Origin of the sequence: Ornithinibacillus contaminans (genome assembly GCF_001038425.2) — a bacterium.
Taxonomy (GTDB): domain Bacteria; phylum Bacillota; class Bacilli; order Bacillales; family Amphibacillaceae; genus Ornithinibacillus; species Ornithinibacillus contaminans.
Map to the genome: position 1 here is coordinate 1 of NZ_LDPV02000053.1, position 22,142 is coordinate 22,142.

Genomic DNA, 22,142 nt, shown 5'->3' on the forward strand with positions numbered 1-22,142 from the left:
GTATAGCCTAAAATGGTGTAAACAGCGTACTTTTTTGTCTCGTATTGATTGCGAATGGTTGTGTACATGCAGTCTACAAAGACAAAAGGATAACATTCATCTAAAGGACGACTTTGCCATTCTTCTAAATCAGGCAGCACGGTATCTGTGATATCAGAAACCATTTCATGAGACACAGAAAAGCCGTAAATGTCTTCAATGGTAGATGATATGTCTCGTTGGGACATGCCTCTCGCATACATGGAAATAACCTTGTCCTCTATTTCAGAAACATCTTTTTTACGTTTCGGGATGATCTGAGGTTCAAAAGAGCCGTCACGATCTCGTGGCACCTCGATTTCCACTTCCCCAGCACTGGTATTTAAGATTTTCTTTCCGTAACCATTTCTCCTGTTATCTGTGCTCTTTTCCCCTTTATCGTTTGAATCATAGCCAAGATGATGGTTCATTTCACCTTTTAACATGGATTCAAACATAGGGCCAAATATGTCTTTCAGTGCATTCTGCATGTCTTGTACGGACTCTGGTTGGTATTGTTCTATAATTCTATTAGCTAACTCTACTGATTTTGGATCACGCTTCGATTTCGCCATTAGAAACAACTCCCCAATTCATATATTCTTAGTTTAACAATAAAAAAATAAACTGCGAAGTAAGAGCCGTACGCTCTCTTACTTACACAGTTTATATTACACTCCCGAAATGATCATATACTTTCCGTGTCTAACGACGGTGTTAGGCATTTCATACCCTAGTGTAGTAGCTGCTTCCTTGGATAACTCCACTAATACACTATTCTCCCTTACTTGAAAAACTTTCCCTTTATATTGATTCTCTCTTCTGTCAAAAAGAACGATGTCACCGATGCTCGCTGTTTGTAATGAATTTTTCATTTACTTATTCCCTCCTAATGGATTGAATCCTTAATGAAAATCGCTATATGTACTATATAGACATTTTCAAGGTTTTGTAAACAAACTGTGAATCACCAACTGTCCGACTTTCGCATATTGTATCGTTACAATTGAAATACGTTAATCTTATAGTATTACTATTGGCTTATAATTTCTACAATTTTAAATGATTTTTGACAATTTCCTTATTTTTAACTAGGAAAAAAGTACTAACACTCTATAGAGGCGTCATCCTATCTAATCATTTCTTCTTTTTCTGTCAACACCATCTATTCTGTGTTATATTTTAGTTAGCAAGTCGATGGTCTATGACTGAAAATGGTTTTAGGCTATAAGTAATTTTACACGGTTGGAATACCGTGTTCGGATTTGTATCATGCCGCCTGATTAGAACTGGAGGTATTGTAATGAAAATTTTGTTTGTATGTACGGGAAACACATGCCGCAGCCCGATGGCAGAGGCGATTGTAAAAGCTAAAATGCCAGAAGTAGAAGTAAAGTCGGCAGGGATTTTTGCAGCGAAGAATCAGCGAGCATCAAAAAATACCATACTGGCACTGGAACAAAAACAGATTCCGTTAGACCATCTGTCACAGCCAGTCACGGAACATTTGCTGAACTGGGCAGACCTTGTTCTGACCATGACGACCCAGCATAAGCAGTCACTAATTGTGCAATATCCGAACTTTCAAGACAAGTATTACACGCTTAAGGAATATGTGTCTGATTCCGATAAAAAAGTATGGAATGAATTAAAGAAGCATTATGCCGAATATGAAACGAAGCGTTCCCAATTTATTCATGAGAACCAGCATAAGCTAGAGCAGCATGTTTTGGAACAAAAGCTACGAGACTATTTAAAACAAGATATTGACCGAATTCAGCAATTAGAAGGTAGTTTAATTAATTATGATATATCCGATCCATTTGGTGGGGACTTAAAAACCTATCAGCAAACCGTAGCCGAAATGGAAGCATACATCGAGTTATTAATGAAAAAAATATAAATACTACTATTGGGGGCTAACACAATGAGCAAAAAGTACCGCTTTGGATTACGATTGAAGTTAGTATTATTCACCACTATTTTAGCAGTAATCACGTACACCACCAGTGCATTTTTTCTTTATTTTCTCTATGATTATGTAGTGGAATTTTGGCAGGTTTCGATGGAATTATATACGATTATAACGTTATTCTTAGGGATTTTTTGGTCGGGAGTGCTTGCCTATTTTGCAGCCCGAATGCTTACCAAGCCGTTAGATCGATTAGCTGTTGCGGCATCAGAAGCAGCAGCAGGGAATTTGAATCAAGCAATTGTGATTCCGAAGACAGATGATGAAATCCAAACTTTGAGCACATCGTTTGATACGATGTTAAGAAATTTAAGTGAAATGGTACATAATATAGATGACCATTTTGAGAATACCAATCAATCGGTTATTCAATTGCGTGCTGCATCGAGTCAAGTCGCACAGCATTCTAATTTGATCAGTGCATCTATTGAAGAAATTTCGAAGGGAGCGGAAAGTTCTTCCGAAGCAATTCAAAATACGGTGGAATCCGTGGAAGAAGCAACCGTCCTAGCCGAAAAAGTACAAGAAAAAGCGGGACAATCAAAGGATAAATCCCAGACAATGTTAGAAACGTTATCGACTAGTAAACAGGTCGTAAACCAACTCGTTGAAGGTATCCAGCAGCTAGCGAATGCACAAGAGGTATCCTTGAAAGATGTGGATAACTTGAAGCAAAATGCCCTTCAGGTAGAATCGATTATTACGATGGTTGGCGAAATTGCCGAGCAGACGAATCTACTAGCACTGAATGCATCGATTGAGGCGGCAAGAGCAGGGGAGCACGGAAAAGGATTTGCAGTAGTTGCCGAAGAAATTCGCAAGCTCGCAGACCAAAGTGCACAAGCTGTTCAGCGAATTTCCGAGCTTATCGAAGCAATACAAGAGGATGTCAATCAAGTCGTTCATAAGATTAATGAAAATGTTCAGCATGCGAAAAAAGAAGCAGATAACGGTGTGGCAACGAATGTTGCGATTGAGCAAATGTCTAGCTCTGTTGAAGAAGTGGCGAATGAAATCGAGGTTATTTTAACGATAGTGAACCAGCAATTAACATCCATTCAAGCGACAGCTTCTCAATCACAGGAAGTTGCGGCAATCGCTGAGGAAACATCAGCTGGAACGGAAGAGGTCAATTCCTCCATCCAAGAACAAGCTGCAACGATTGGAAAAGTGGATGAGCTCGTTCATGAACTAGAAGACCAGGCAAAAGGATTGAATCAGCAAATTCAAAAGTTTAAAGTGAATTAATAGATACAATACCACATCACGGTAAAGGAGCGATTCGAAATGAAAGTAATAATTTCAGGTGACCATGCCGGAATGACAATCCGTAATGAAGTAAAGAGTTTATTAGAGGAAATGGGTATTCCATATGAAGATATAGGCTGCACGTGTGAAACCTCCGTTGACTACCCAGATTATGCGCTACCAGCAGCAGAGCGAGTAGCGAGTGGTGAGTTTGATCGCGGTATTTTAATTTGTGGTACTGGAATTGGTATGTCCATCGCTGCCAATAAGGTAAAAGGCATTCGCTGTGCATTAACACATGATGTTTACAGTGCAAAGCTAACACGCCAGCATAATGATTCGAATATGATTGCAATGGGTGAGCGTGTTATTGGTCCAGGACTTGCAAGAGAAATTGCCAAAACTTGGCTGGAAACGGATTTTGAAGGTGGACGCCACGAAAACCGCCTTGGAAAAATCAATACGTACGAAGAAAATAATCGATAAAATCTGGAGGCTGGAACATAAGTAAAATGAGAAGATGAAAGGACGAACAATGCACTGATTCAGCGACTCCTGCGGGAGGAAGGGCAACGGTGAGCCCCCGCAAAAGCGATAGCTCTGAGGAGGCTAACCAGCCCCCTGCGGAAAGCGAAGTATATTCCCGGAGCGGGTATCGTGCGACAGCGTTCGGATTTTATCTAACCATAAACACTTATGTACCAGCCAATTACCATTTTAAATAATACTGGTAAGGTGATGTGGCATGCAGGACATTCAACGTGATTTATCGGCAATCACGACGGAAATCATGCAAGAAAATTTTCTTAAAAAAGATGCTCTTTTTGTAATCGGTTGCTCTACAAGTGAAGTTGCTGGAAAACGAATTGGTACAGCAGGCAGTGAAGAAATAGCTAGGCAAATTTTTTCAGCAATGACGGATCTTAAGCACCAAACCAGCATCCATCTCGCATTCCAATGCTGTGAGCATTTAAACCGAGCATTAGTCGTGGAGCGCGCCACAATGGTGAAATTCCAGCTAGAAGAAGTAGCAGTTGTGCCCGTTCCAACGGCAGGTGGTTCAATGGCTTCCTTAGCCTATAAGGAGATGGATGATCCAGTTGTTGTAGAGAATCTAAAAGCAGATGCTGGAATTGACATCGGCGAAACTTTGATTGGTATGCATCTAAAGCATGTGGCAGTACCAGTTCGCTTTAACCAACGCTATGTTGGCAGTGCACGAGTAACGGCAGCAAGAACACGACCGAAACTAATTGGTGGAAGCAGAGCCGTTTACGAGTAGTATCAGCTTTTCTAGTTATAGTCCTATGAAATGGAGCATGCTACTTAGCGGCATTCCAATACATAACGATTCACAACTAAAATTCTAGTTTGGAAACTACGGGGAGGATATGGCCAATGGAACATGTAAAACAAGGAGATCGTGAATTATTTGAAGCAATGGAAGCGGAAAAAAAGCGTCAACAAACGAAAATCGAGTTAATTGCCTCTGAGAATTTTGTGTCAGAAGCGGTTATGGAAGCAATGGGATCCGTATTAACCAACAAATATGCAGAAGGTTATCCAGGCAAGCGTTATTATGGGGGCTGTGAGCATGTTGATGTTGTAGAAAATCTAGCTAGAGACCGTGCAAAACAATTGTTCGGAGCAGACCATGCTAATGTTCAACCGCATTCTGGTGCACAAGCAAACATGGCTGTTTATTTTTCCGTACTAGAGCCAGGTGATACGGTCCTTGGCATGAACCTTAGCCATGGCGGTCACTTAACACATGGTAGCCCGGTTAATTTCAGTGGTTCACTATATAACTTCGTGGATTATGGAGTGGATAAGGATACAGAGCAGCTAAATTATGATGCTGTTTTGGAAAAAGCAAGAGAAGTGAAACCGAGGTTGATCGTAGCGGGTGCTAGTGCATATTCCCGTCTAATTGATTTCTCAAAGTTCCGCGAAATTGCTGATGAAGTCGGTGCCTACTTGATGGTTGACATGGCCCATATCGCAGGTCTTGTCGCTGCAGGCTTACATCCAAATCCAGTACCATATGCAGATTTTGTAACGACCACTACCCATAAAACATTACGCGGACCACGTGGTGGCATGATTCTTTGTAAAGAAGAGCATGCGAAAAAAATTGATAAAGCGGTATTCCCTGGCATGCAAGGTGGTCCATTAATGCACATCATTGCAGCTAAGGCTACTTCTTTTAAAGAAGCATTATCCGATGATTTCAAACGCTATTGTAAGCAAATCATCTTAAATGCAAAAGCGTTAGGAGACGCATTAGTTGCTGAAGGGATCCGGGTTGTATCCGGTGGTACAGACAACCATCTATTGTTATTGGATGTAACTCCATTAGGAATTACCGGAAAAATTGCCGAACACGTGCTAGACGAAATCGGCATTACCGTTAACAAAAACACGATTCCATTTGATACTGAAAGCCCATTTGTCACAAGCGGAATTCGCGTCGGCACACCGGCCGTAACAACACGTGGCTTCAAGGAAGTTGAAATGCGTGAAATTGCAGCAATCATTTCATTAACCTTGAAAAATCATGAAGATGAAGCGGTATTGAAGGAAGCGGCTGACCGTGTGTTAGCTTTAACAGAAAAATCACCATTATATGTGTAGCGTTGAGAGAGGATGCCGTTTTCGGCGTCCTCTTTTTGCTGCCTGAGCACGGGTGGACGCGTTGCTGGGTTTACGATGAATTAACAGTATTCCGCGCTGAATTCCAGCTACAATCCAAACTGGAATCCCGAACCGATGCAAGTTTATGCCGAAGTGCCACTCAGAAAACCCGAACTCTCGCACACAAATCCCGAACCCCAAGCGAGGAATCCCGAACGCCTCCCGGAATCCCGAACCAAAGCAAGTTTATGCCGAAGTGCCACTCAGAAAACCCGAACACCACCACACAAAACCCGAACCCCAAGCGAGGAATCCCGAACCAAAGCAAACCCCCGCCCGCAACTCACACCCCCACCCAGACCTGAGCCCCCACCCCCACCCACCCAAGCAATTTTCCCAAATCCACCTCGTTTACCTTGAATAACTGGCGTTTTTTCAGTACAATTTTAAAGATGTAACTTATACGAAGGAGTGGTCGCCAAATGGGAAATGTACATGTTTTAGATCATCCGTTGATCCAGCATAAATTGTCTTATATTCGAGATAAGAATACTGGAACGAAGGAATTTCGGGAGCTAGTGGATGAGGTTGCGATGTTAATGGCTTTTGAGATTACACGTGATTTGCCGCTAGAGGAGACTACGATTGAAACACCGGTAACAACGACGAATACGAAGGTGTTAGCTGGGAAGAAAATTGGCTTGATTCCAATTTTACGTGCAGGACTTGGAATGGTAGATGGAATGCTGAAGTTAATTCCAGCAGCAAGAGTTGGGCATGTTGGATTATACCGTGATCCTGAAACATTGAAGCCTGTTGAATATTACATAAAACTGCCTTCTGATATTGAAGAGCGTGAATTAATTGTTATTGATCCGATGCTAGCGACTGGTGGATCAGCCAATGATGCGATTCAGTCACTTAAGAACCGCGGGGCAAAAAATATCCGCCTGATGTGTTTAATCGCTGCGCCAGAGGGTGTGGAAGTGATTAAAGAGGCACATCCAGACGTCGATATTTATTTGGCTGCACTGGATGAAAAACTTGATGATCATGCATATATTGTACCTGGTCTAGGCGATGCCGGTGACCGTTTGTTTGGTACAAAATAACTAAAGCGTATCGGAGTGGGGAAGATGGCAAAACGTATCAAAGTGATGACGATATTTGGGACAAGACCAGAAGCTATTAAAATGGCTCCGCTCGTGCTTGAACTGAAAAAAAGAACGGAAGAATTTGAACCCATCGTCACGGTAACAGCACAGCATCGAGAAATGCTGGACCAAGTATTAGATATTTTCAACATTACCCCTGATTACGATTTGAACATCATGAAGCAAAAACAGACATTAGCACAAATCACAACTCGGGCACTAGAAGGTCTCGATGAGGTGATGAAAAAAACGCAGCCGGACATTGTACTTGTTCATGGTGATACAAGTACGACATTCGCTGCTTCCCTTGCAGCTTACTACAATCAAATTGCGGTTGGCCATGTGGAAGCGGGACTCCGGACATGGAATAAATATTCCCCATATCCAGAGGAAATGAATCGTCAGCTTACTGGCGTTTTGGCAGATCTGCATTTTGCACCGACGGAAAAATCAAGGCAAAACCTGTTGGATGAAAATAAACCATCGGACAAAATTTTGGTCACCGGGAATACCGCAATTGATGCTCTGAAAACAACAGTCAATGCGGACTATTCTAGTGGTATCTTACACAACATAGGGGACAGGCGACTGGTGTTGATGACAGCACACCGCCGAGAAAACCTAGGTCGAAACATGCAGCAAATGTTCCGAGCTATCAAGCGATTGGTGGAAAAGCACCAAGATATCCATGTTGTGTATCCAGTGCATTTAAACCCTGTTGTTCGGGAAACCGCGAATGAAATTCTTGGGAATGATGACCGCATCCAGTTAATCGAACCGCTAGATGTCGTAGATTTTCATAATTTTGCATCGAGAGCGTATTTGATTTTGACCGATTCAGGTGGAGTGCAGGAGGAAGCGCCATCACTTGGTGTTCCAGTACTTGTTCTTCGTGATACGACTGAACGCCCTGAAGGAATCGATGCTGGCACATTAAAGCTAGCTGGTACGGATGAGGAAACCATTTTCAATTTAGCGGATGAATTGTTATCAGACAAAGCAGCACATGATAAAATGGCAAAAGCGTCCAATCCATATGGAGATGGTGAAGCATCCCGTCGCATTGCAGATGCGATAGCGGCATATTTTAATAACTAAACTGTTAAGGAGATTCCTAGATGCTAGGGTCTCCTTTTGTTATGTATCAATCCTTTTCCTTTTACAAATGCTACTAAGAGAGGAGGGGAAAGTATGTGGACAAGAAAATTAACAATGCTAGCGATGATTATTGGTGTTTCGTTTTTTTGCAGTCCGATTAAAGCACAAATGCTAGTAGATGATCAATCGATCATCATTGAGGTGGAAGGAAATCCTGAGGCACATAAAGAATACATAGAAACCTATCATCCTTTTATCGAAGTAATGGCGACCTATGACACATTATTTAACGGATTAGCATTACAAGGAGCCCCGAAGGATTTAGCGAAAATGGGGACATTGGATTTTATCAAAGCAGTCCATACGGTTCAGCATTATGAAGCAATGCTGTCACCAACCATTGGAAAAATTTCTGATCCAACAGAACTGGAAAAAAACCAAGATATTGTGTGGCCAGCTGAGCTAAACAACACGACATATACTGGAAAAGGTATCACCGTTGGCGTGATTGATACAGGGATTGATTACAACCACCCTGATTTACAGGAAAATTATATAGGTGGTTATGATGTAGTCGACTTGGATGATGACCCAATGGAAACACAGGAATCGGAAGGGATTCCGACTGAACACGGGAGTCATGTTGCTGGCATTATCGCGGCAAACGGCAATATGAAGGGTGTAGCACCAAATGCAAAAATTCGCTCCTATCGCGCTCTAGGACCGGGCGGTAGTGGTACTTCTGTACAAGTAATTGCGGCTATGGAACAGGCAGTTCAAGACGGAGTGGACGTTATCAATCTGTCCTTGGGGAATTCGGTAAATGGACCAGACTATCCAACGAGTGTTGCGGTCAATCGAGCGTCAGAGCTTGGGGTAGCAATTGTGATTGCCAATGGAAATAGTGGTCCAGAAAACTGGACAGTGGGAGCACCAGCCACAGCACGAAACGCTTTAGCAGTCGGCGCTTTTGCCAATTCCCAAACCTTACCAATGCTCTACGATGCCTTGTCCAATCAAAAGATTTCCCCGGTTCCAATGATGGGCTCTGTGCCGTGGGACTTAACCAAGAGCTATGAAATAGTTGCTAATCCAGAAGCACCACTAGAAGGAAAAATTGCCTTACTACAGCGTGGAGAAGTGCCATTTTATGATTTAGCAAAGCAAGCAGAGGAAAAAGGTGCTATTGCGGTGATAATTTACAACAACGAACAGGGCAGTTTTCAAGGAGCAATCACGGGCCGTGACGAACCGATTACTATTCCAGTTGTATCTGTGTCCAAAAAAGACGGAAAAAGGCTGTTAAACATGGCAAAGCAACAAGCCCATCCCTATCTTGAAACAATATACGAACAAACGAAAAGCGGAGTAGCTACTTTTAGCTCAAGAGGACCGGTAACCGTCAATTGGGAAATAAAACCGGATGTACTAGCACCTGGAACGAATATTTTAAGCACAGTTCCAGGAGGCGGATATATGCCGATGCAAGGAACCAGTATGGCAAGTCCGCATGTTGCAGGTGTCGTTGCCTTGCTGAAGGAAGCGCATCCCAACTGGACGAATGAACAAATTTTTGGAGCGCTAAAAACTACGGCATACCGATTGGAAACAGAGGATGGAACACCAGCTGAACCAATAGGGCAGGGAATGGGAAAAATCGATCCGAAGCGTGCCATCGAAACGACAACAATTATTCACAATCCTTCATTAGGATTTGGGAAAATTGATGAATACCGGAAAACAAAAACAATGAAGCTTACCATCGAAAATACTGGCGACCAGCCACAACGCTACTCGTTTTCCATTCCCAAAAAGCAAAAAGGATTAAGCTGGAAACTGCCAATGTCTTTTACAGTGGAAGCGGGAAAGAAGCTAACAGTACCAGTGGAACTAGGCATCACGTCAACACAACTAGAAAAAGGCATTCATCAAGGGTGGCTAGAGCTACAGTCAGATTCGGACACTTTTACCCTTCCATATTTATTCATAAACGAAACAGCCGACTTTCCGAAAGCGACCGGCTTTGAATTTAGTCTAAAGCCATTCTCGGAGGATGAATACGTATACCGGTTATATGTAACGGAAAAGGCAAAATCCGTATCCGTGGAATTATATGATCCACAATCATTAGTATTTGACCGTATACTCTTTACGATGGAAAACATAAAAACGGGAATGAACGAAGGCTACATGTCCAAACGAGAAATCGGCAAGCCGGGCTATTACCTCGCCATCATTACCGTACAACAGCAAGACGGAACATACGAAAGCTACCAAACGGAACTAATGCTAGAACCAGACTTACCATGAATAGTAGTAGGAGAGAGTAGGAATAATCATACACGGAGCGATTAAATGCAGGATGATATATTTGCGCGAAACGTTTTATTTTTTCGGTAAAGTCTATCCTACTCTCTCCCTACAAAAATATGGAACGAATTTCACAAAAATGTCACTACTATAAAAAGGGTAATTCGATATAATGAAAGCAAGGAAACACACCTGCTGTCAATTTTGGAAAAACACTATCGTTCTTTTGTGAAATTTGCACAAAATTGATAGGAAACCAATTGACAACAAACTATACCTAAGGTACACTTGCTAAGTATGGAATGATAAGGTTTTCATTAAACTGAAATTACTATGTTTAATTTTCCAAATACATAGAATTTAACTTGAAGACCTCTCCAGTCTAGAAACCCCATATTCTCTTGGGAAAAAGAGAGTTTTCTTGTGGGGAAAACACCATACCTAGCAATTGTGACAACAAGCACAATATCTGCTAATTTAGTAGGTGAAGCCATTCTCAAGACTTTTTCTCGATAGCTAATTAAAAACTAGTTTCCACTAGACCAACCTTCACCATCATCGGTCTTTTACTAGGAATTAGCTAAGTTAACACAACAAGAATGGTGACAGTTGTTAGGGAATTTACCAAGTCGGGAGTAAATCAATCATGACCAACAATCAAACTGCAATGTCCCGTCAACGTAAATGGATGTTTTACCTTCTAGCAATTCTCGTTCTTGGAGTAGGCTTTACTCCGTATGTAACGATTTTCCTCGGGCTACTTTTAGGAAGTGCCATTAGCTTCTACAATCTTTATCTATTACAAAAGAAAACAAGTGAATTTACAGAAGCAGTCGCAAAGAAACAGCCAGCACGAGGATTGGGAACTATTTCTAGATTTGCAGCAGTTGCTTTAGCAGTCATAATCGCCCTTCGTTATGAAGCGTATTTCAATATGATTGCTGTTATAATTGGATTAATGACTTCTTATTTAGTCATTATGATAGATTTTATTGTTTACAAAAATAAGGATAGTGCTTGAAAGAGGGGTGAATAAGTATGGATCATGGCGCACCGATAGTACATGACGTCTTTGGGATCAGTTGGCTTGATTTCAATCTGTCCAATGTATTGATGATTATCGTAACATCCTTAATTGTTTTCGTCCTTTCCGTTTTAGGCGCAAGAAAGTTGAGAATGAAACCAACTGGTGCACAGAATGTCATGGAGTGGGTTCTCGACTTTGTCAAAGGAATCGTCAATGACACAATGGATTGGAAAACAGGAAAGCTATTCTTACCATTAGCATTAACCCTATTTACATATATCCTTGTTGGAAATATGTTAGGTGTTATTACAAATGGTGTATACAATGGGGAAACATGGTGGAAATCACCAACAGCAGATCCAGGTATCACACTAACATTAGCAGCAATGGTAATTATTTTATCGCATTTTTATGGAATTAAATTGCGTGGTGGAAAAGCATATGTGAAATCATATTTCCAACCATTATGGCCACTATTCCCAATTAAGTTAATTGAGGAATTCTCGAATACCTTAACATTAGGTTTACGTCTATTCGGTAACCTATATGCCGGTGAGGTACTACTAGCATTACTAGTTGGTTTAACTGCTCACAATGGTATTGTAGGATTCTTAGGTGGTGCAATTCCATTCTTAGCATGGCAAGGATTTAGTATTTTCATTGGAGGAATCCAGGCATTTATCTTCACGATGCTTGCAATGGTGTATATTTCTCACAAAGTAAGTGAAGAACACTAACTTATTAATTAACCAGTTTTAATAGAATATCTGTTGAAACCGGAAATTATCTTAAAAAAATTATATGGATATCTTAAGGAGGATTTTATATTATGGGAGCTTTAGCAGCAGCAATAGCAGTAGGTTTAGCAGCACTTGGTGCAGGTGTAGGTAACGGATTAATCGTAAGTCGTACAGTTGAAGGAATCGCTCGTCAACCTGAGCTTAAAGGTCAACTTCAAACAACAATGTTTATCGGGGTAGGTCTAGTAGAGGCAATGCCTATCATCGCAGTAGTTATCGCATTAATGGTAATGGGTAGCTAATTAAATATACCTCTAACTAAAAATGGCGAAGATGTCCTTTTGAACTTCGCCGTTATTTTTACCTGAGTAAGGAATGGACTTTTAAAATACAGTAAAATGTACGAATCAGGTTGAAAGGAGTGAATTTAAGTGCAAGCATTCACTATTTACGCATCGCTTGGTGGATTTTATGTAGGAGATATGTTAGTACAGCTAGTTTTCTTTGCTATACTTCTATTATTAGTGGCCAAGTTCGCTTGGGGTCCAGTTGTGGACATGATGAAAAAGCGTGAAGATTATGTAGCGAATGAAATCGAAGCAGCAGAACAAAGCCGCATCGAGGCTGAAACCGCAGCGAAACAAGCGCAAGAACAATTAAATCAAACGAAATTAGAAGCACAAAAAATTATAGAGGATGCGAAAAGCGCTGGTGTGAAGCAGGAGCAAGATATTATTGAATCGGCTCGCCAGGAAGCAGAACGCATCAAAAAATCTGCCCAGGCAGATATCAGGAACGAGAAAGAAAAAGCACTTCAAGCACTTCAAGATCAAGTGGCATCCTTATCTGTTCTTATTGCAAGTAAAGTAATTGAGAAAGAGCTAAGTGCACAAGATCAGGAGAAGTTGATAAACGAATACATTAAAGAGGTAGGAGAAGAGCGATGAGTGAAGCAGTAGTTGCCAAACGTTATGCAGATGCTCTTTTCCAACTCGGAAGTGAATCGTCACAGCTTGATAAATTCGTTGATGAATTGACAGTTGTGAAGCAGGTTTTTCAAGAGAACAGTGATTTACAAGCATTTCTAATGCATCCACGTGTTACAAACGATAAAAAGAAACAATTTTTAGAGGAAGTGTTTAAAGGTGTTTCTAAGGATGTTGTGAACACACTTAAATTATTAGTGGAACGACATCGTACAGCGATCATTTCTGATATTATTGATCAATTTATCGAGCATGTAAACAATGCAGGCGGAATTGCACAAGGAACAGTATATTCTGTTCGTAAGTTGTCAGATGCTGAACAGAAAGAGCTTGAAAACTCATTTGCAAAACGTCTGAACAAAAATACAATCAAACTTGTTAACGTAGTAGACCCTTCTATCGTAGGAGGCGTAAAAATCCGCATGGGCAATACCATCTATGATGGAACTATTAGTGGAAAACTACGACGTATTGAGCAAAATATTAAACTTGGCAGCTAGGAAAGGATAAAAACTTTCCACCTGCATAAGAAAACGAACAGAAAGAGCGTTCGTCGTATCTTGGGTATTTGAGGAAGTACATACTCCTCGTAAAGCTACAAGAAGTAATTTCGAAAAACAGTTCATGTAGCAATACATGAAGTCGCTTCGCCAAAAAACGAGCGAATGCGAGTTTTTCTAACGAACATTTGATGATAGGGGTGAAATGGTATGAGCATCAAAGCTGAAGAAATTAGTAAATTAATTAAGCAGCAAATCGAAAATTTCGATTCAGATATTGAAGTAAGTGATGTCGGCACAGTTATTGAGATTGGGGACGGTATCGCACGTGCTCATGGCCTTGATAATGTCATGGCTGGAGAGCTTGTTGAATTTTCAAATGGTGTAATGGGTATGGCACAAAACCTTGAAGAATCGAACGTTGGTATCGTTATCCTTGGCCCATACACAGGAATTAAAGAAGGCGATGAGGTTCGTCGCACAGGACGTATCATGCAAGTACCAGTTGGGGAAGAACTAATTGGTCGTGTTGTAAACCCATTAGGGCAAGCAATTGACGGTGGTAAACCAATTGAAACGACGAAAACTCGTCCAATCGAGTCTGCGGCTCCAGGTGTTATGGATCGTAAATCCGTACACGAGCCACTTCAAACTGGTATTAAAGCGATCGACGCCCTTGTACCAATCGGGCGTGGACAGCGTGAGCTTATTATCGGGGACCGTCAAACTGGTAAAACAACAGTTGCGGTTGATACGATTTTAAATCAAAAAGACCAAGACATGATTTGTATCTATGTTGCAATCGGACAGAAGGAATCAACCGTTCGTGGAACCGTTGAAACATTCCGTCGTTACGGTGCATTAGATTACACTATTGTTGTTGCGGCGGGTGCATCTGACCCTGCTCCATTATTATACCTAGCACCATATACAGGGGTAACAATGGGTGAGGAATTCATGTATAACGGCAAGCACGTTCTTGTTGTTTACGATGATCTTTCCAAACAAGCAGCAGCATATCGTGAGCTTTCCCTATTACTTCGTCGTCCTCCAGGTCGTGAAGCATTCCCAGGGGATGTATTCTACTTGCATTCACGCTTACTCGAGCGCGCTGCAAAATTAAGTGATGCAAAGGGTGGCGGTTCGTTAACTGCATTACCATTTGTTGAAACACAAGCAGGTGATATTTCTGCTTACATCCCAACAAACGTAATCTCCATCACAGATGGACAGATTTTCTTACAGTCTGATTTATTCTTCTCAGGCGTACGTCCAGCGATTAATGCAGGTCTTTCTGTATCACGTGTTGGTGGTTCAGCACAAATCAAGGCGATGAAGAGTGTAGCCGGTACATTACGTCTAGACCTAGCATCATTCCGTGAACTAGAAGCATTTGCTCAGTTTGGGTCAGATCTTGATAAAGCGACACTAGCAAAACTTAACCGCGGGGAACGTACTGTAGAAGTCTTAAAACAAGGATTACACAAACCACTTAAAGTTGAATACCAAGTTGTTATTATCTACGCACTTACAAAAGGATTCTTAGATGATATTCCAGTTGAGGATATCACACGCTTTGAATCGGAACTTAATGTATGGCTAGATTCTAACCGTGCAGATTTACTTGCAACGATTCGTGACACTGGAAAACTTCCAGAAACAAGCGATATGAACGATGCAATTGAATCATTCAAGAAAACATTTTTAACTTCTGAAAACTAATAGATGATTTTTTGGAGTAAGCGTCGGCATATCTTAAGTTTCCATTAGTGCTTAAATATGCCACCTACTTCCCATGAAAGGGTGGTGAAAGAGCTTGGCATCACTTAGAGATATTAAGAATCGAATTGATTCTACAACGAAAATGAAAAAAATCACCAAAGCGATGGAAATGGTATCGGCATCGAAAATGAACAAGGCAGAACAAAATGCAAAATCATTTGTGCCTTATAGCAAGAAAATGCAAGAAGTCGTTGCAAGTATTGCGAATAATACCGATGCAGATCATCCAATGCTACAAAAGCGTGAGGTGAAAAAGACAGGTTATATCGCGATTACTGCTGATAGTGGATTAGCAGGAGGATATAATGCAAACATTTTAAGGAATCTAAATCAAACGATTGGGAAGAACCATCAATCAGCAGATGAATATACGGTGATTGCAATTGGACGTATGGCGGTTGACTTCTGTAAGAAGCGTAACTTACCAGTTGCGAAAAGCATTATTGGCTTGCCAGCCCAGCCATCATTTAATGAAATTAAAACAATTGCTTCTGAAACGGTGCAAATGTATACAGACCAAGAGATTGATCGATTAGTAATTATTTACAATCATTATGTAAGTCCAATCTCGCAAGTCGTTACAACAAACCAACTATTGCCAATTGAACATGTTGATGCATCTGGTTCAACTAGTCAATATGAATATGAGCCAAATGAAGAACAAATCTTGGCAGTACTTTTACCGCAATACGCTGAAAGTCTGATCTATGGTGCATTACTGGATGCAAAAGCAAGTGAACATGCTGCACGAATGACAGCAATGCGTAGTGCAAGTGATAATGCATCTGAATTGATCGATGATTTATCCTTGGTCTATAACCGAGCACGCCAAGCAGCAATCACACAAGAAATTACTGAGATTGTTGGCGGAGCGAGCGCTTTAGAATAGTAGTAAATGAGTTTGTTAGGAGGGAAATCGATGAGCAAAGGACACGTTACACAAGTAATGGGACCAGTCGTTGACGTACGATTCGAAGACGGCCAGCTTCCAGAAATTTATAACGCATTAACTGTCCAACTTGAAGATACAGCAAGTGGAGCGTTAACACTTGAGGTTGCACTTCATCTTGGCGACAATTCAGTTCGTACAATTGCAATGGCATCAACCGACGGAATTAAACGTGGCATGGTAGTAGAAAACTTAGGTAGACCGATTTCTGTACCTGTTGGTGACGTTACATTAGGGCGCGTATTTAACGTATTAGGAGAAAAAATTGACTTGGATGAAGAACTACCGGCGGATATTCGTCTAGATCCAATCCACCGTCAAGCTCCTAATTTTGAAGATCTATCAACTGAAACTGAAATTCTTGAAACAGGAATTAAAGTAGTAGACCTTTTAGCACCATATATTAAAGGTGGTAAAATCGGTCTATTCGGTGGTGCCGGTGTAGGTAAAACCGTATTAATCCAGGAATTAATTAATAACATCGCTCAAGAGCATGGTGGTATTTCTGTATTCGCTGGTGTAGGGGAACGTACTCGTGAGGGTAATGACCTTTACTACGAAATGAAAGATTCAGGCGTTATCGCAAAAACTGCCATGGTATTCGGTCAGATGAACGAACCACCAGGTGCGCGTATGCGTGTTGCCTTAACTGGTCTTACAATGGCAGAATACTTCCGTGATGAAAAAGGCGCAGACGTGCTATTATTCATCGACAACATTTTCCGTTTCACACAAGCAGGTTCAGAGGTATCCGCCCTACTTGGCCGTATGCCATCTGCCGTTGGTTACCAACCAACACTTGCAACAGAAATGGGTCAATTACAGGAACGTATTACATCAACTAACAAAGGTTCAGTTACATCAATTCAAGCAATTTATGTACCAGCCGATGACTATACGGATCCAGCTCCAGCAACAACATTCGCTCACTTAGATGCGACAACAAACTTAGATCGTAAACTATCTGAGCAAGGTATCTACCCTGCGGTGGATCCATTAGCATCTACTTCTCGTGCACTTGACCCTGAAATCGTTGGTCATGAGCATTACGAAGTAGCTCGTGAAGTACAGGCTACCCTGCAAAAGTACCGTGAATTGCAAGATATCATCGCAATCCTTGGTATGGATGAGCTATCTGATGATGATAAATTAACAGTAGCTCGCGCACGTCGTATCCAGTTCTTCCTATCACAAAACTTCCACGTAGCTGAGCAATTTACTGGTCAAGAAGGTTCATATGTACCAGTAAAAGAAACAGTTAAAGGATTCAAAGAAATCCTTGAAGGAAAATACGATGACCTTCCAGAGGATGCATTCCGCCTAGTTGGCCGTATTGAAGAAGTAGTAGAAAAAGCGAAAAGCATGGAATAATAAAGATTGGGTTAGCGTGAAGGTCATTCCTTTATGAAGCTCCTGTTAGTGTGATCGCTGACAGGAGTATAGCCAGTCCAAGGAGGGGTTACATTGAAAACACTAACTGTGAGTGTTGTTACTCCTGATGGCCCTGTTTTAGAAGATACGTATGAAATGGTTAGCTGTCGCGCAGAAAATGGTGAACTCGGTATTTTACCAGGGCATATTCCATTAGTTGCGCCACTTGCAATAAGCGCTGTTCGTTTAAAGCGCGAATCAAGTGAAGACCAGCTAGCGATTAACGGTGGATTTTTGGAGGTTCGCCCAGATAAAGTAACCATACTTGCACAATCTGCTGAAAAACCTTCAGACATCAACGTCGCACGTGCCGAAGCGGCAAAAGAACGTGCCGAAAGCCGACTTCTATCCAAAGAAGATCATATTGATCGTGTTAGGGCAGAATTAGCACTCAGAAGAGCACTCAACCGCTTAAAGATTGCTCAAAAATAATATTTGTTTATCAAAATCCCCTGTGGCCAGCGCTGCAGGGGATTTTTTTGTGGGGAAGATGCTAAGGGCAGTGCTGTGTTCGGGATTTCTTTGCGAACTTCGGGATGTGTCGGCACATGTTCGGGCTAACTGATTGGCACTTCGGGATAAACTCATCATTATTCGGGATACATTGCTGTGTTCGGGATATCTCCACAAACTTCGGGACTGCTCAGCCTACGTTCGGGATAAATAACTGGCACTTCGGCATAAAACCACTTATGTTCGAGCCTAGTGGAGTCGGAATTCAGCGAGAATCGCGATTAATTCAGCGTAGCAGCAGATAATTCAGCGAGAGCCACGATTAATTCAGCGCAACAGCAGATAATTCAGCGAGAGCCACGATTAATTCAGCGCAACAGCAGATAATTCAGCGCGCAACGTCAATATTTCAGCGTACCGAATTTATAGCAACTATAAAACTCATGCACAACAATTCAAATTTAAATTTGCACCACATCACCTCTCTTTCCCACACCACCCCAACTCGCTCACCACATTTCCAATTGAAACCCTGGGAATATATTACCAATCCAAAATCCAACATACTCCACGCCAATGTCGATATTTCCCGGGAAATGTGAAATTTTTTTCTCGGAGCTGCTCGCTTTGTCGAAGTATAGTAATTACCCATGCATCATTTGACATCGGGATAAATGCATGGCAGAGTACTAGTAGAATGAACTTTAATAAATAAGGTGGTTATTATGTTATCAATTGGACAAGTTGCACTCATGAGTATCCTGTCACACATCATTTTTATCTTCATCACCTGGCGATTAATGCAGACAATAAATTTTGATCCGTTAATTCGGAAAGGACGCGGAACAGAAGCGAAAATTCTAATGCTGTTTATAACTATTGTCATTGGTACAGGGATCAGCAGATTTTTCCTCGAATTCTTGCAATGGTCACAGGATCTTATTTACCTGCTCTAAATTACTGAGCAGAATAGGAAACTAGTAAACTATTAAAATGAAATGTATGTAATTCACCTCCCTTGTTCATACTTGTAGATAAGTAGAGCAGGGGGAATTTTATTATGAAACGAATTTTGATGATTAGTCTTGGCGTAATGTTTATTGCTAATACTGTAATGGCACAAAAAATTGATACCAATGAACTAATTGAAATAGCAGGAATGATGGAAGAAAATGATTTAGATATTGATAGCTGGGAAGTTACGGTGAAGGAAAATAAGACAGAATCAATGCTGCAAGATATCATACAGGAACTTAGCACCGGTTATTCGGTCACGAAAGAAGAGAACGAGAACAGTATAATATATTCAGTTACGGACACTCATAAAACGGGTAATTTATTCGTAACTTATAGGGCGTTATTTCCAAAAAACAAGCAGTACCAAGCGGAGCTGGTTGTAACAATACAAGGAAATACGTGGGGTGCTGAGGTTCAATCTGATTATCTAGAAAACTTGTCAAACATAACTGGAAAATATTTTTCTGACAACGCAAAAATATACTCTTGTATGAACTCTAAGGCTAGTGCTATAATGAAAAAGGATTATATAGTAAAGAATCTGACAAAAAAGCTTGATTTGCGACATAAATATAGACAAAATGACAATTTAAATACGACAAGAAATATAGAAATCATATATGGCTACACCTCGTTATGGAGCCATGCAATTACCATTCAGGATACACCAGTAAACGTACAAATCGTCACGAAACATGGTGGTAATGGTGGTGTCCAATTTACAATTGGAACACCCATCCTAATAAATGAATATTAATATAGTGAAAATGGATCTGAAGGAGATTTGGAATATGGATAAAATCATCGTAAGAGGCGGACAGCAATTGAATGGTAATGTTCACATTGAGGGTGCCAAAAACGCCGTACTACCAGTGATTGCTGCGAGTATTCTTGCTAGTGAAGGGAGAAATGTTATACACGACGTCCCAGTTCTAGCTGATGTTTATACAATTAATGAAGTTTTACGAAATATGAATGCAGATGTAGATTTTAACAATAATACGGTTGTAATTGATGCTTCAAAGGATTTAATAACGGAAGCGCCATTTGAGTATGTTCGAAAAATGCGTGCCTCCGTTCTTGTTTTGGGTCCGTTACTTGCTCGTTACGGGCATGCGAACGTAGCAATGCCAGGTGGATGTGCAATCGGATCGCGCCCTATTGATTTACACCTTAAAGGTTTTGAAGCAATGGGTGCAAAAGTTCATGTCGGAAATGGCTTTGTAGAAGCTGAAGTAAATGGTAGATTAAAAGGTGCAAAGATTTATTTAGATATGCCAAGTGTTGGTGCTACAGAAAATATCATGATGGCTGCCGCACTTGCAGAAGGAAGAACAGTTATTGAAAACTGTGCTAAAGAACCAGAAATCGTTGACCTAGCAAACTTCCTAAATAAAATGGGTGCTAAAGTTGTCGGTGCAGGTACAGAAACAATCCGCATAGATGGCGTAGAAACGCTACATGGTACGGAGCATTCAATCATTCCAGACCGAATTGAAGCAGGTACCTTCATGGTTGCTGCTGCTATTACTGGTGGGAATGTCCTAATCGAAAATGCAGTCAGTGAACACCTACGACCACTTATCTCGAAATTAGATGAGATGGGTGTAACAGTTATGGAAGAAGGAAATGGCATCCGAGTAATCGGACCAGATGTGCTACAAGCAACAGATATTAAGACATTGCCACATCCTGGATTCCCAACGGATATGCAATCCCAAATGATGGCACTAATGCTTTGTGCACATGGCACAAGTGTCATTACCGAAACGGTATTTGAAAATCGTTTTATGCACGTTGAAGAGTTCCGTCGCATGAATGCAAAAATGAAAATTGAAGGCCGCAGTGTCATCATTGAAGGCCCAACTGAACTACAAGCAGCAGAAGTAGCAGCAACAGACCTACGTGCAGCAGCTGCTCTAATTCTTGCTGGCCTTAGAGCGGATGGCTTAACAAGAGTAACCGAATTAAAACACTTAGATCGCGGATATGTTGATTTTGCTGGAAAGCTAGCTAAGCTAGGCGCAGATATCGAACGCGTCGATGAAAATGGCGACATTGTTAAACCACAAGAAGTAGATTTTGTAGCAGAAAGCTTATAATAGAATAGAATATTATCAAAAGTGGAGCATTGTGACGATGCTCTGCTTTTTTTGTTTGGTTTTGGGCGGAGGATTAAGGAAGTGCTGATGCTAGGATGCGAGAGGCGGGGTAGGGGTATCAGCAGAAATATGAGATTAGCAGCAGGAAATGGCTAACTTCAAGCTAACCGCACCGAGTGTAACATCGCTCAAACCACCAAAGTATCGCCCGAAAACCAAGAACATCGCTCGAACCACCAAAGTATCGCTCGAAAGCCGAGAATATCGCTCAAACCACCAAAGTATCGCCCGAAAGCCGAGAATATCGCTCGAACCACCAAAACATCGCCCGAAAACCAAGAACATCGCTCAAACCACCAAAGTATCGCTCGAAAACCGAGAACATCGCTCAAACCACCAAAGTATCGCTCGAAAGCCGAGAATATCGCTCAAACCACCAAAGTATCGCTCGAAAGCCGAGAATATCGCTCAAACCACCAAAGTATCGCCCGAAAGCCGAGAATATCGCTCGAACCACCAAAGTATCGCCCGAAAGCCGAGAATATCGCTCAAACCACCAAAGTATCGCTTGAAAACCGAGAATATCGCTCAAACCACCAAAGTATCGCCCGAAAACCAAGAACATCGCTCAAACCACCAAAGTATCGCCCGAAAACAGAGAACATCGCCCGAACCACCCCACCCCAAAAAACAACCACTCATGTAACCCCAACCCAACACA

General features: G+C 41.3%; 23 protein-coding genes. 21 read left to right on the forward strand and 2 right to left on the reverse strand.

Features of this window, described 5'->3' with window-relative positions:
• Positions 1-593 (reverse strand): IS256 family transposase (locus JF53_RS15835; RefSeq protein WP_201777894.1); only part of this gene is annotated, 593 nt, incomplete at its 3' end.
• 96 nt (positions 594-689) lie between these two features.
• Positions 690-893, reverse strand: a complete 204-nt coding sequence (locus JF53_RS15840; protein WP_047981125.1) for a DUF2187 family protein — start codon at positions 891-893, stop codon at positions 690-692.
• Between the two features lie 428 nt (positions 894-1,321).
• On the opposite strand from JF53_RS15840, the gene JF53_RS15845 reads away from it, so the two are divergent.
• From JF53_RS15845 to JF53_RS17595, 21 genes are all read left to right on the forward strand, one after another.
• The gene (locus tag JF53_RS15845; RefSeq protein WP_047981126.1) at positions 1,322-1,921 is read left to right on the forward strand and encodes a low molecular weight protein arginine phosphatase; all 600 of its coding nucleotides are present in this window, start codon (positions 1,322-1,324) and stop codon (positions 1,919-1,921) included.
• Positions 1,922-1,945: 24 nt separating this feature from the next.
• Positions 1,946-3,238 (forward strand): methyl-accepting chemotaxis protein, encoded by a 1,293-nt coding sequence (locus JF53_RS15850; protein ID WP_047981127.1) that lies wholly within the window; start codon positions 1,946-1,948, stop codon positions 3,236-3,238.
• A 39-nt stretch (positions 3,239-3,277) separates the two neighbouring features.
• Complete coding sequence (rpiB, locus tag JF53_RS15855; RefSeq protein ID WP_047981128.1) at positions 3,278-3,724, forward strand: ribose 5-phosphate isomerase B; 447 nt, start codon at positions 3,278-3,280, stop codon at positions 3,722-3,724.
• Positions 3,725-3,983: 259 nt separating this feature from the next.
• Positions 3,984-4,520, forward strand: coding sequence for a TIGR01440 family protein (locus tag JF53_RS15860; protein WP_047981129.1), 537 nt, complete (start codon positions 3,984-3,986; stop codon positions 4,518-4,520).
• Between the two features lie 116 nt (positions 4,521-4,636).
• The gene (locus JF53_RS15865; RefSeq protein ID WP_047981130.1) at positions 4,637-5,872 is read left to right on the forward strand and encodes a serine hydroxymethyltransferase; all 1,236 of its coding nucleotides are present in this window, start codon (positions 4,637-4,639) and stop codon (positions 5,870-5,872) included.
• Between the two features lie 482 nt (positions 5,873-6,354).
• The gene (upp, locus tag JF53_RS15870) at positions 6,355-6,984 is read left to right on the forward strand and encodes a uracil phosphoribosyltransferase (protein WP_047981131.1); all 630 of its coding nucleotides are present in this window, start codon (positions 6,355-6,357) and stop codon (positions 6,982-6,984) included.
• Positions 6,985-7,008: 24 nt separating this feature from the next.
• A complete protein-coding gene (gene wecB / locus JF53_RS15875; RefSeq protein WP_047981132.1) occupies positions 7,009-8,124 on the forward strand; it encodes a non-hydrolyzing UDP-N-acetylglucosamine 2-epimerase in 1,116 nt (371 codons plus the stop codon).
• Between the two features lie 93 nt (positions 8,125-8,217).
• The gene (locus JF53_RS15880; RefSeq protein WP_053071908.1) at positions 8,218-10,434 is read left to right on the forward strand and encodes a S8 family serine peptidase; all 2,217 of its coding nucleotides are present in this window, start codon (positions 8,218-8,220) and stop codon (positions 10,432-10,434) included.
• Positions 10,435-11,080: 646 nt separating this feature from the next.
• The gene (locus tag JF53_RS15885; RefSeq protein ID WP_047981133.1) at positions 11,081-11,455 is read left to right on the forward strand and encodes an ATP synthase subunit I; all 375 of its coding nucleotides are present in this window, start codon (positions 11,081-11,083) and stop codon (positions 11,453-11,455) included.
• 17 nt (positions 11,456-11,472) lie between these two features.
• Positions 11,473-12,198 carry a F0F1 ATP synthase subunit A gene (atpB, locus tag JF53_RS15890; protein WP_047981134.1) on the forward strand — a complete coding sequence of 242 codons (726 nt, stop codon included), beginning with the start codon at positions 11,473-11,475 and terminating at the stop codon, positions 12,196-12,198.
• A 92-nt stretch (positions 12,199-12,290) separates the two neighbouring features.
• The gene (gene atpE / locus JF53_RS15895) at positions 12,291-12,503 is read left to right on the forward strand and encodes a F0F1 ATP synthase subunit C (protein ID WP_047981135.1); all 213 of its coding nucleotides are present in this window, start codon (positions 12,291-12,293) and stop codon (positions 12,501-12,503) included.
• 129 nt (positions 12,504-12,632) lie between these two features.
• Positions 12,633-13,148: a F0F1 ATP synthase subunit B gene (atpF, locus tag JF53_RS15900; RefSeq protein WP_047981136.1), complete on the forward strand. Its 516-nt coding sequence runs from the start codon at positions 12,633-12,635 to the stop codon at positions 13,146-13,148.
• Positions 13,145-13,687, forward strand: a complete 543-nt coding sequence (locus JF53_RS15905) for a F0F1 ATP synthase subunit delta (protein WP_047981137.1) — start codon at positions 13,145-13,147, stop codon at positions 13,685-13,687. Before atpF ends, JF53_RS15905 begins: the two co-directional genes overlap by 4 nt.
• Before the next feature lie 210 nt (positions 13,688-13,897).
• Positions 13,898-15,409 (forward strand): F0F1 ATP synthase subunit alpha, encoded by a 1,512-nt coding sequence (gene atpA, locus JF53_RS15910; protein WP_047981138.1) that lies wholly within the window; start codon positions 13,898-13,900, stop codon positions 15,407-15,409.
• A gap of 94 nt (positions 15,410-15,503) precedes the next feature.
• A complete protein-coding gene (gene atpG / locus JF53_RS15915) occupies positions 15,504-16,358 on the forward strand; it encodes an ATP synthase F1 subunit gamma (protein WP_047981139.1) in 855 nt (284 codons plus the stop codon).
• 30 nt (positions 16,359-16,388) lie between these two features.
• Complete coding sequence (gene atpD / locus JF53_RS15920) at positions 16,389-17,789, forward strand: F0F1 ATP synthase subunit beta (protein ID WP_047981140.1); 1,401 nt, start codon at positions 16,389-16,391, stop codon at positions 17,787-17,789.
• Between the two features lie 93 nt (positions 17,790-17,882).
• Positions 17,883-18,281, forward strand: a complete 399-nt coding sequence (locus JF53_RS15925; RefSeq protein WP_047981141.1) for a F0F1 ATP synthase subunit epsilon — start codon at positions 17,883-17,885, stop codon at positions 18,279-18,281.
• 746 nt (positions 18,282-19,027) lie between these two features.
• A complete protein-coding gene (locus tag JF53_RS15930) occupies positions 19,028-19,258 on the forward strand; it encodes a DUF1146 family protein (RefSeq protein ID WP_201777920.1) in 231 nt (76 codons plus the stop codon).
• Between the two features lie 104 nt (positions 19,259-19,362).
• Positions 19,363-20,076, forward strand: coding sequence for a YwmB family TATA-box binding protein (locus JF53_RS15935; protein ID WP_047981142.1), 714 nt, complete (start codon positions 19,363-19,365; stop codon positions 20,074-20,076).
• 34 nt (positions 20,077-20,110) lie between these two features.
• Entirely contained in the window at positions 20,111-21,421 is a 1,311-nt protein-coding gene (gene murA / locus JF53_RS15940; protein ID WP_047981143.1) for a UDP-N-acetylglucosamine 1-carboxyvinyltransferase, read from the forward strand.
• A gap of 148 nt (positions 21,422-21,569) precedes the next feature.
• Positions 21,570-22,127, forward strand: coding sequence for a hypothetical protein (locus JF53_RS17595; protein ID WP_157052551.1), 558 nt, complete (start codon positions 21,570-21,572; stop codon positions 22,125-22,127).
• The last annotated feature ends 15 nt before the right edge of the window (positions 22,128-22,142 follow it).

Excerpts from the sequence above, each read along its gene's own strand:
- JF53_RS15840 (WP_047981125.1), bottom strand. The coding sequence starts at position 893 with ATGAAAAATTCATTACAAACAGCGAGCATCGGTGACATCGTTCTTTTT.
- JF53_RS15845 (WP_047981126.1), top strand. The coding sequence starts at position 1,322 with ATGAAAATTTTGTTTGTATGTACGGGAAACACATGCCGCAGCCCGATG.
- JF53_RS15850 (WP_047981127.1), top strand. The coding sequence starts at position 1,946 with ATGAGCAAAAAGTACCGCTTTGGATTACGATTGAAGTTAGTATTATTC.
- rpiB (WP_047981128.1), top strand. The coding sequence starts at position 3,278 with ATGAAAGTAATAATTTCAGGTGACCATGCCGGAATGACAATCCGTAAT.
- JF53_RS15860 (WP_047981129.1), top strand. The coding sequence starts at position 3,984 with ATGCAGGACATTCAACGTGATTTATCGGCAATCACGACGGAAATCATG.
- JF53_RS15865 (WP_047981130.1), top strand. The coding sequence starts at position 4,637 with ATGGAACATGTAAAACAAGGAGATCGTGAATTATTTGAAGCAATGGAA.
- upp (WP_047981131.1), top strand. The coding sequence starts at position 6,355 with ATGGGAAATGTACATGTTTTAGATCATCCGTTGATCCAGCATAAATTG.
- wecB (WP_047981132.1), top strand. The coding sequence starts at position 7,009 with ATGGCAAAACGTATCAAAGTGATGACGATATTTGGGACAAGACCAGAA.
- JF53_RS15880 (WP_053071908.1), top strand. The coding sequence starts at position 8,218 with ATGTGGACAAGAAAATTAACAATGCTAGCGATGATTATTGGTGTTTCG.
- JF53_RS15885 (WP_047981133.1), top strand. The coding sequence starts at position 11,081 with ATGACCAACAATCAAACTGCAATGTCCCGTCAACGTAAATGGATGTTT.
- atpB (WP_047981134.1), top strand. The coding sequence starts at position 11,473 with ATGGATCATGGCGCACCGATAGTACATGACGTCTTTGGGATCAGTTGG.
- atpE (WP_047981135.1), top strand. The coding sequence starts at position 12,291 with ATGGGAGCTTTAGCAGCAGCAATAGCAGTAGGTTTAGCAGCACTTGGT.
- JF53_RS15905 (WP_047981137.1), top strand. The coding sequence starts at position 13,145 with ATGAGTGAAGCAGTAGTTGCCAAACGTTATGCAGATGCTCTTTTCCAA.
- atpA (WP_047981138.1), top strand. The coding sequence starts at position 13,898 with ATGAGCATCAAAGCTGAAGAAATTAGTAAATTAATTAAGCAGCAAATC.
- atpD (WP_047981140.1), top strand. The coding sequence starts at position 16,389 with ATGAGCAAAGGACACGTTACACAAGTAATGGGACCAGTCGTTGACGTA.
- JF53_RS15930 (WP_201777920.1), top strand. The coding sequence starts at position 19,028 with ATGTTATCAATTGGACAAGTTGCACTCATGAGTATCCTGTCACACATC.
- JF53_RS15935 (WP_047981142.1), top strand. The coding sequence starts at position 19,363 with ATGAAACGAATTTTGATGATTAGTCTTGGCGTAATGTTTATTGCTAAT.
- murA (WP_047981143.1), top strand. The coding sequence starts at position 20,111 with ATGGATAAAATCATCGTAAGAGGCGGACAGCAATTGAATGGTAATGTT.
- JF53_RS17595 (WP_157052551.1), top strand. The coding sequence starts at position 21,570 with ATGGCTAACTTCAAGCTAACCGCACCGAGTGTAACATCGCTCAAACCA.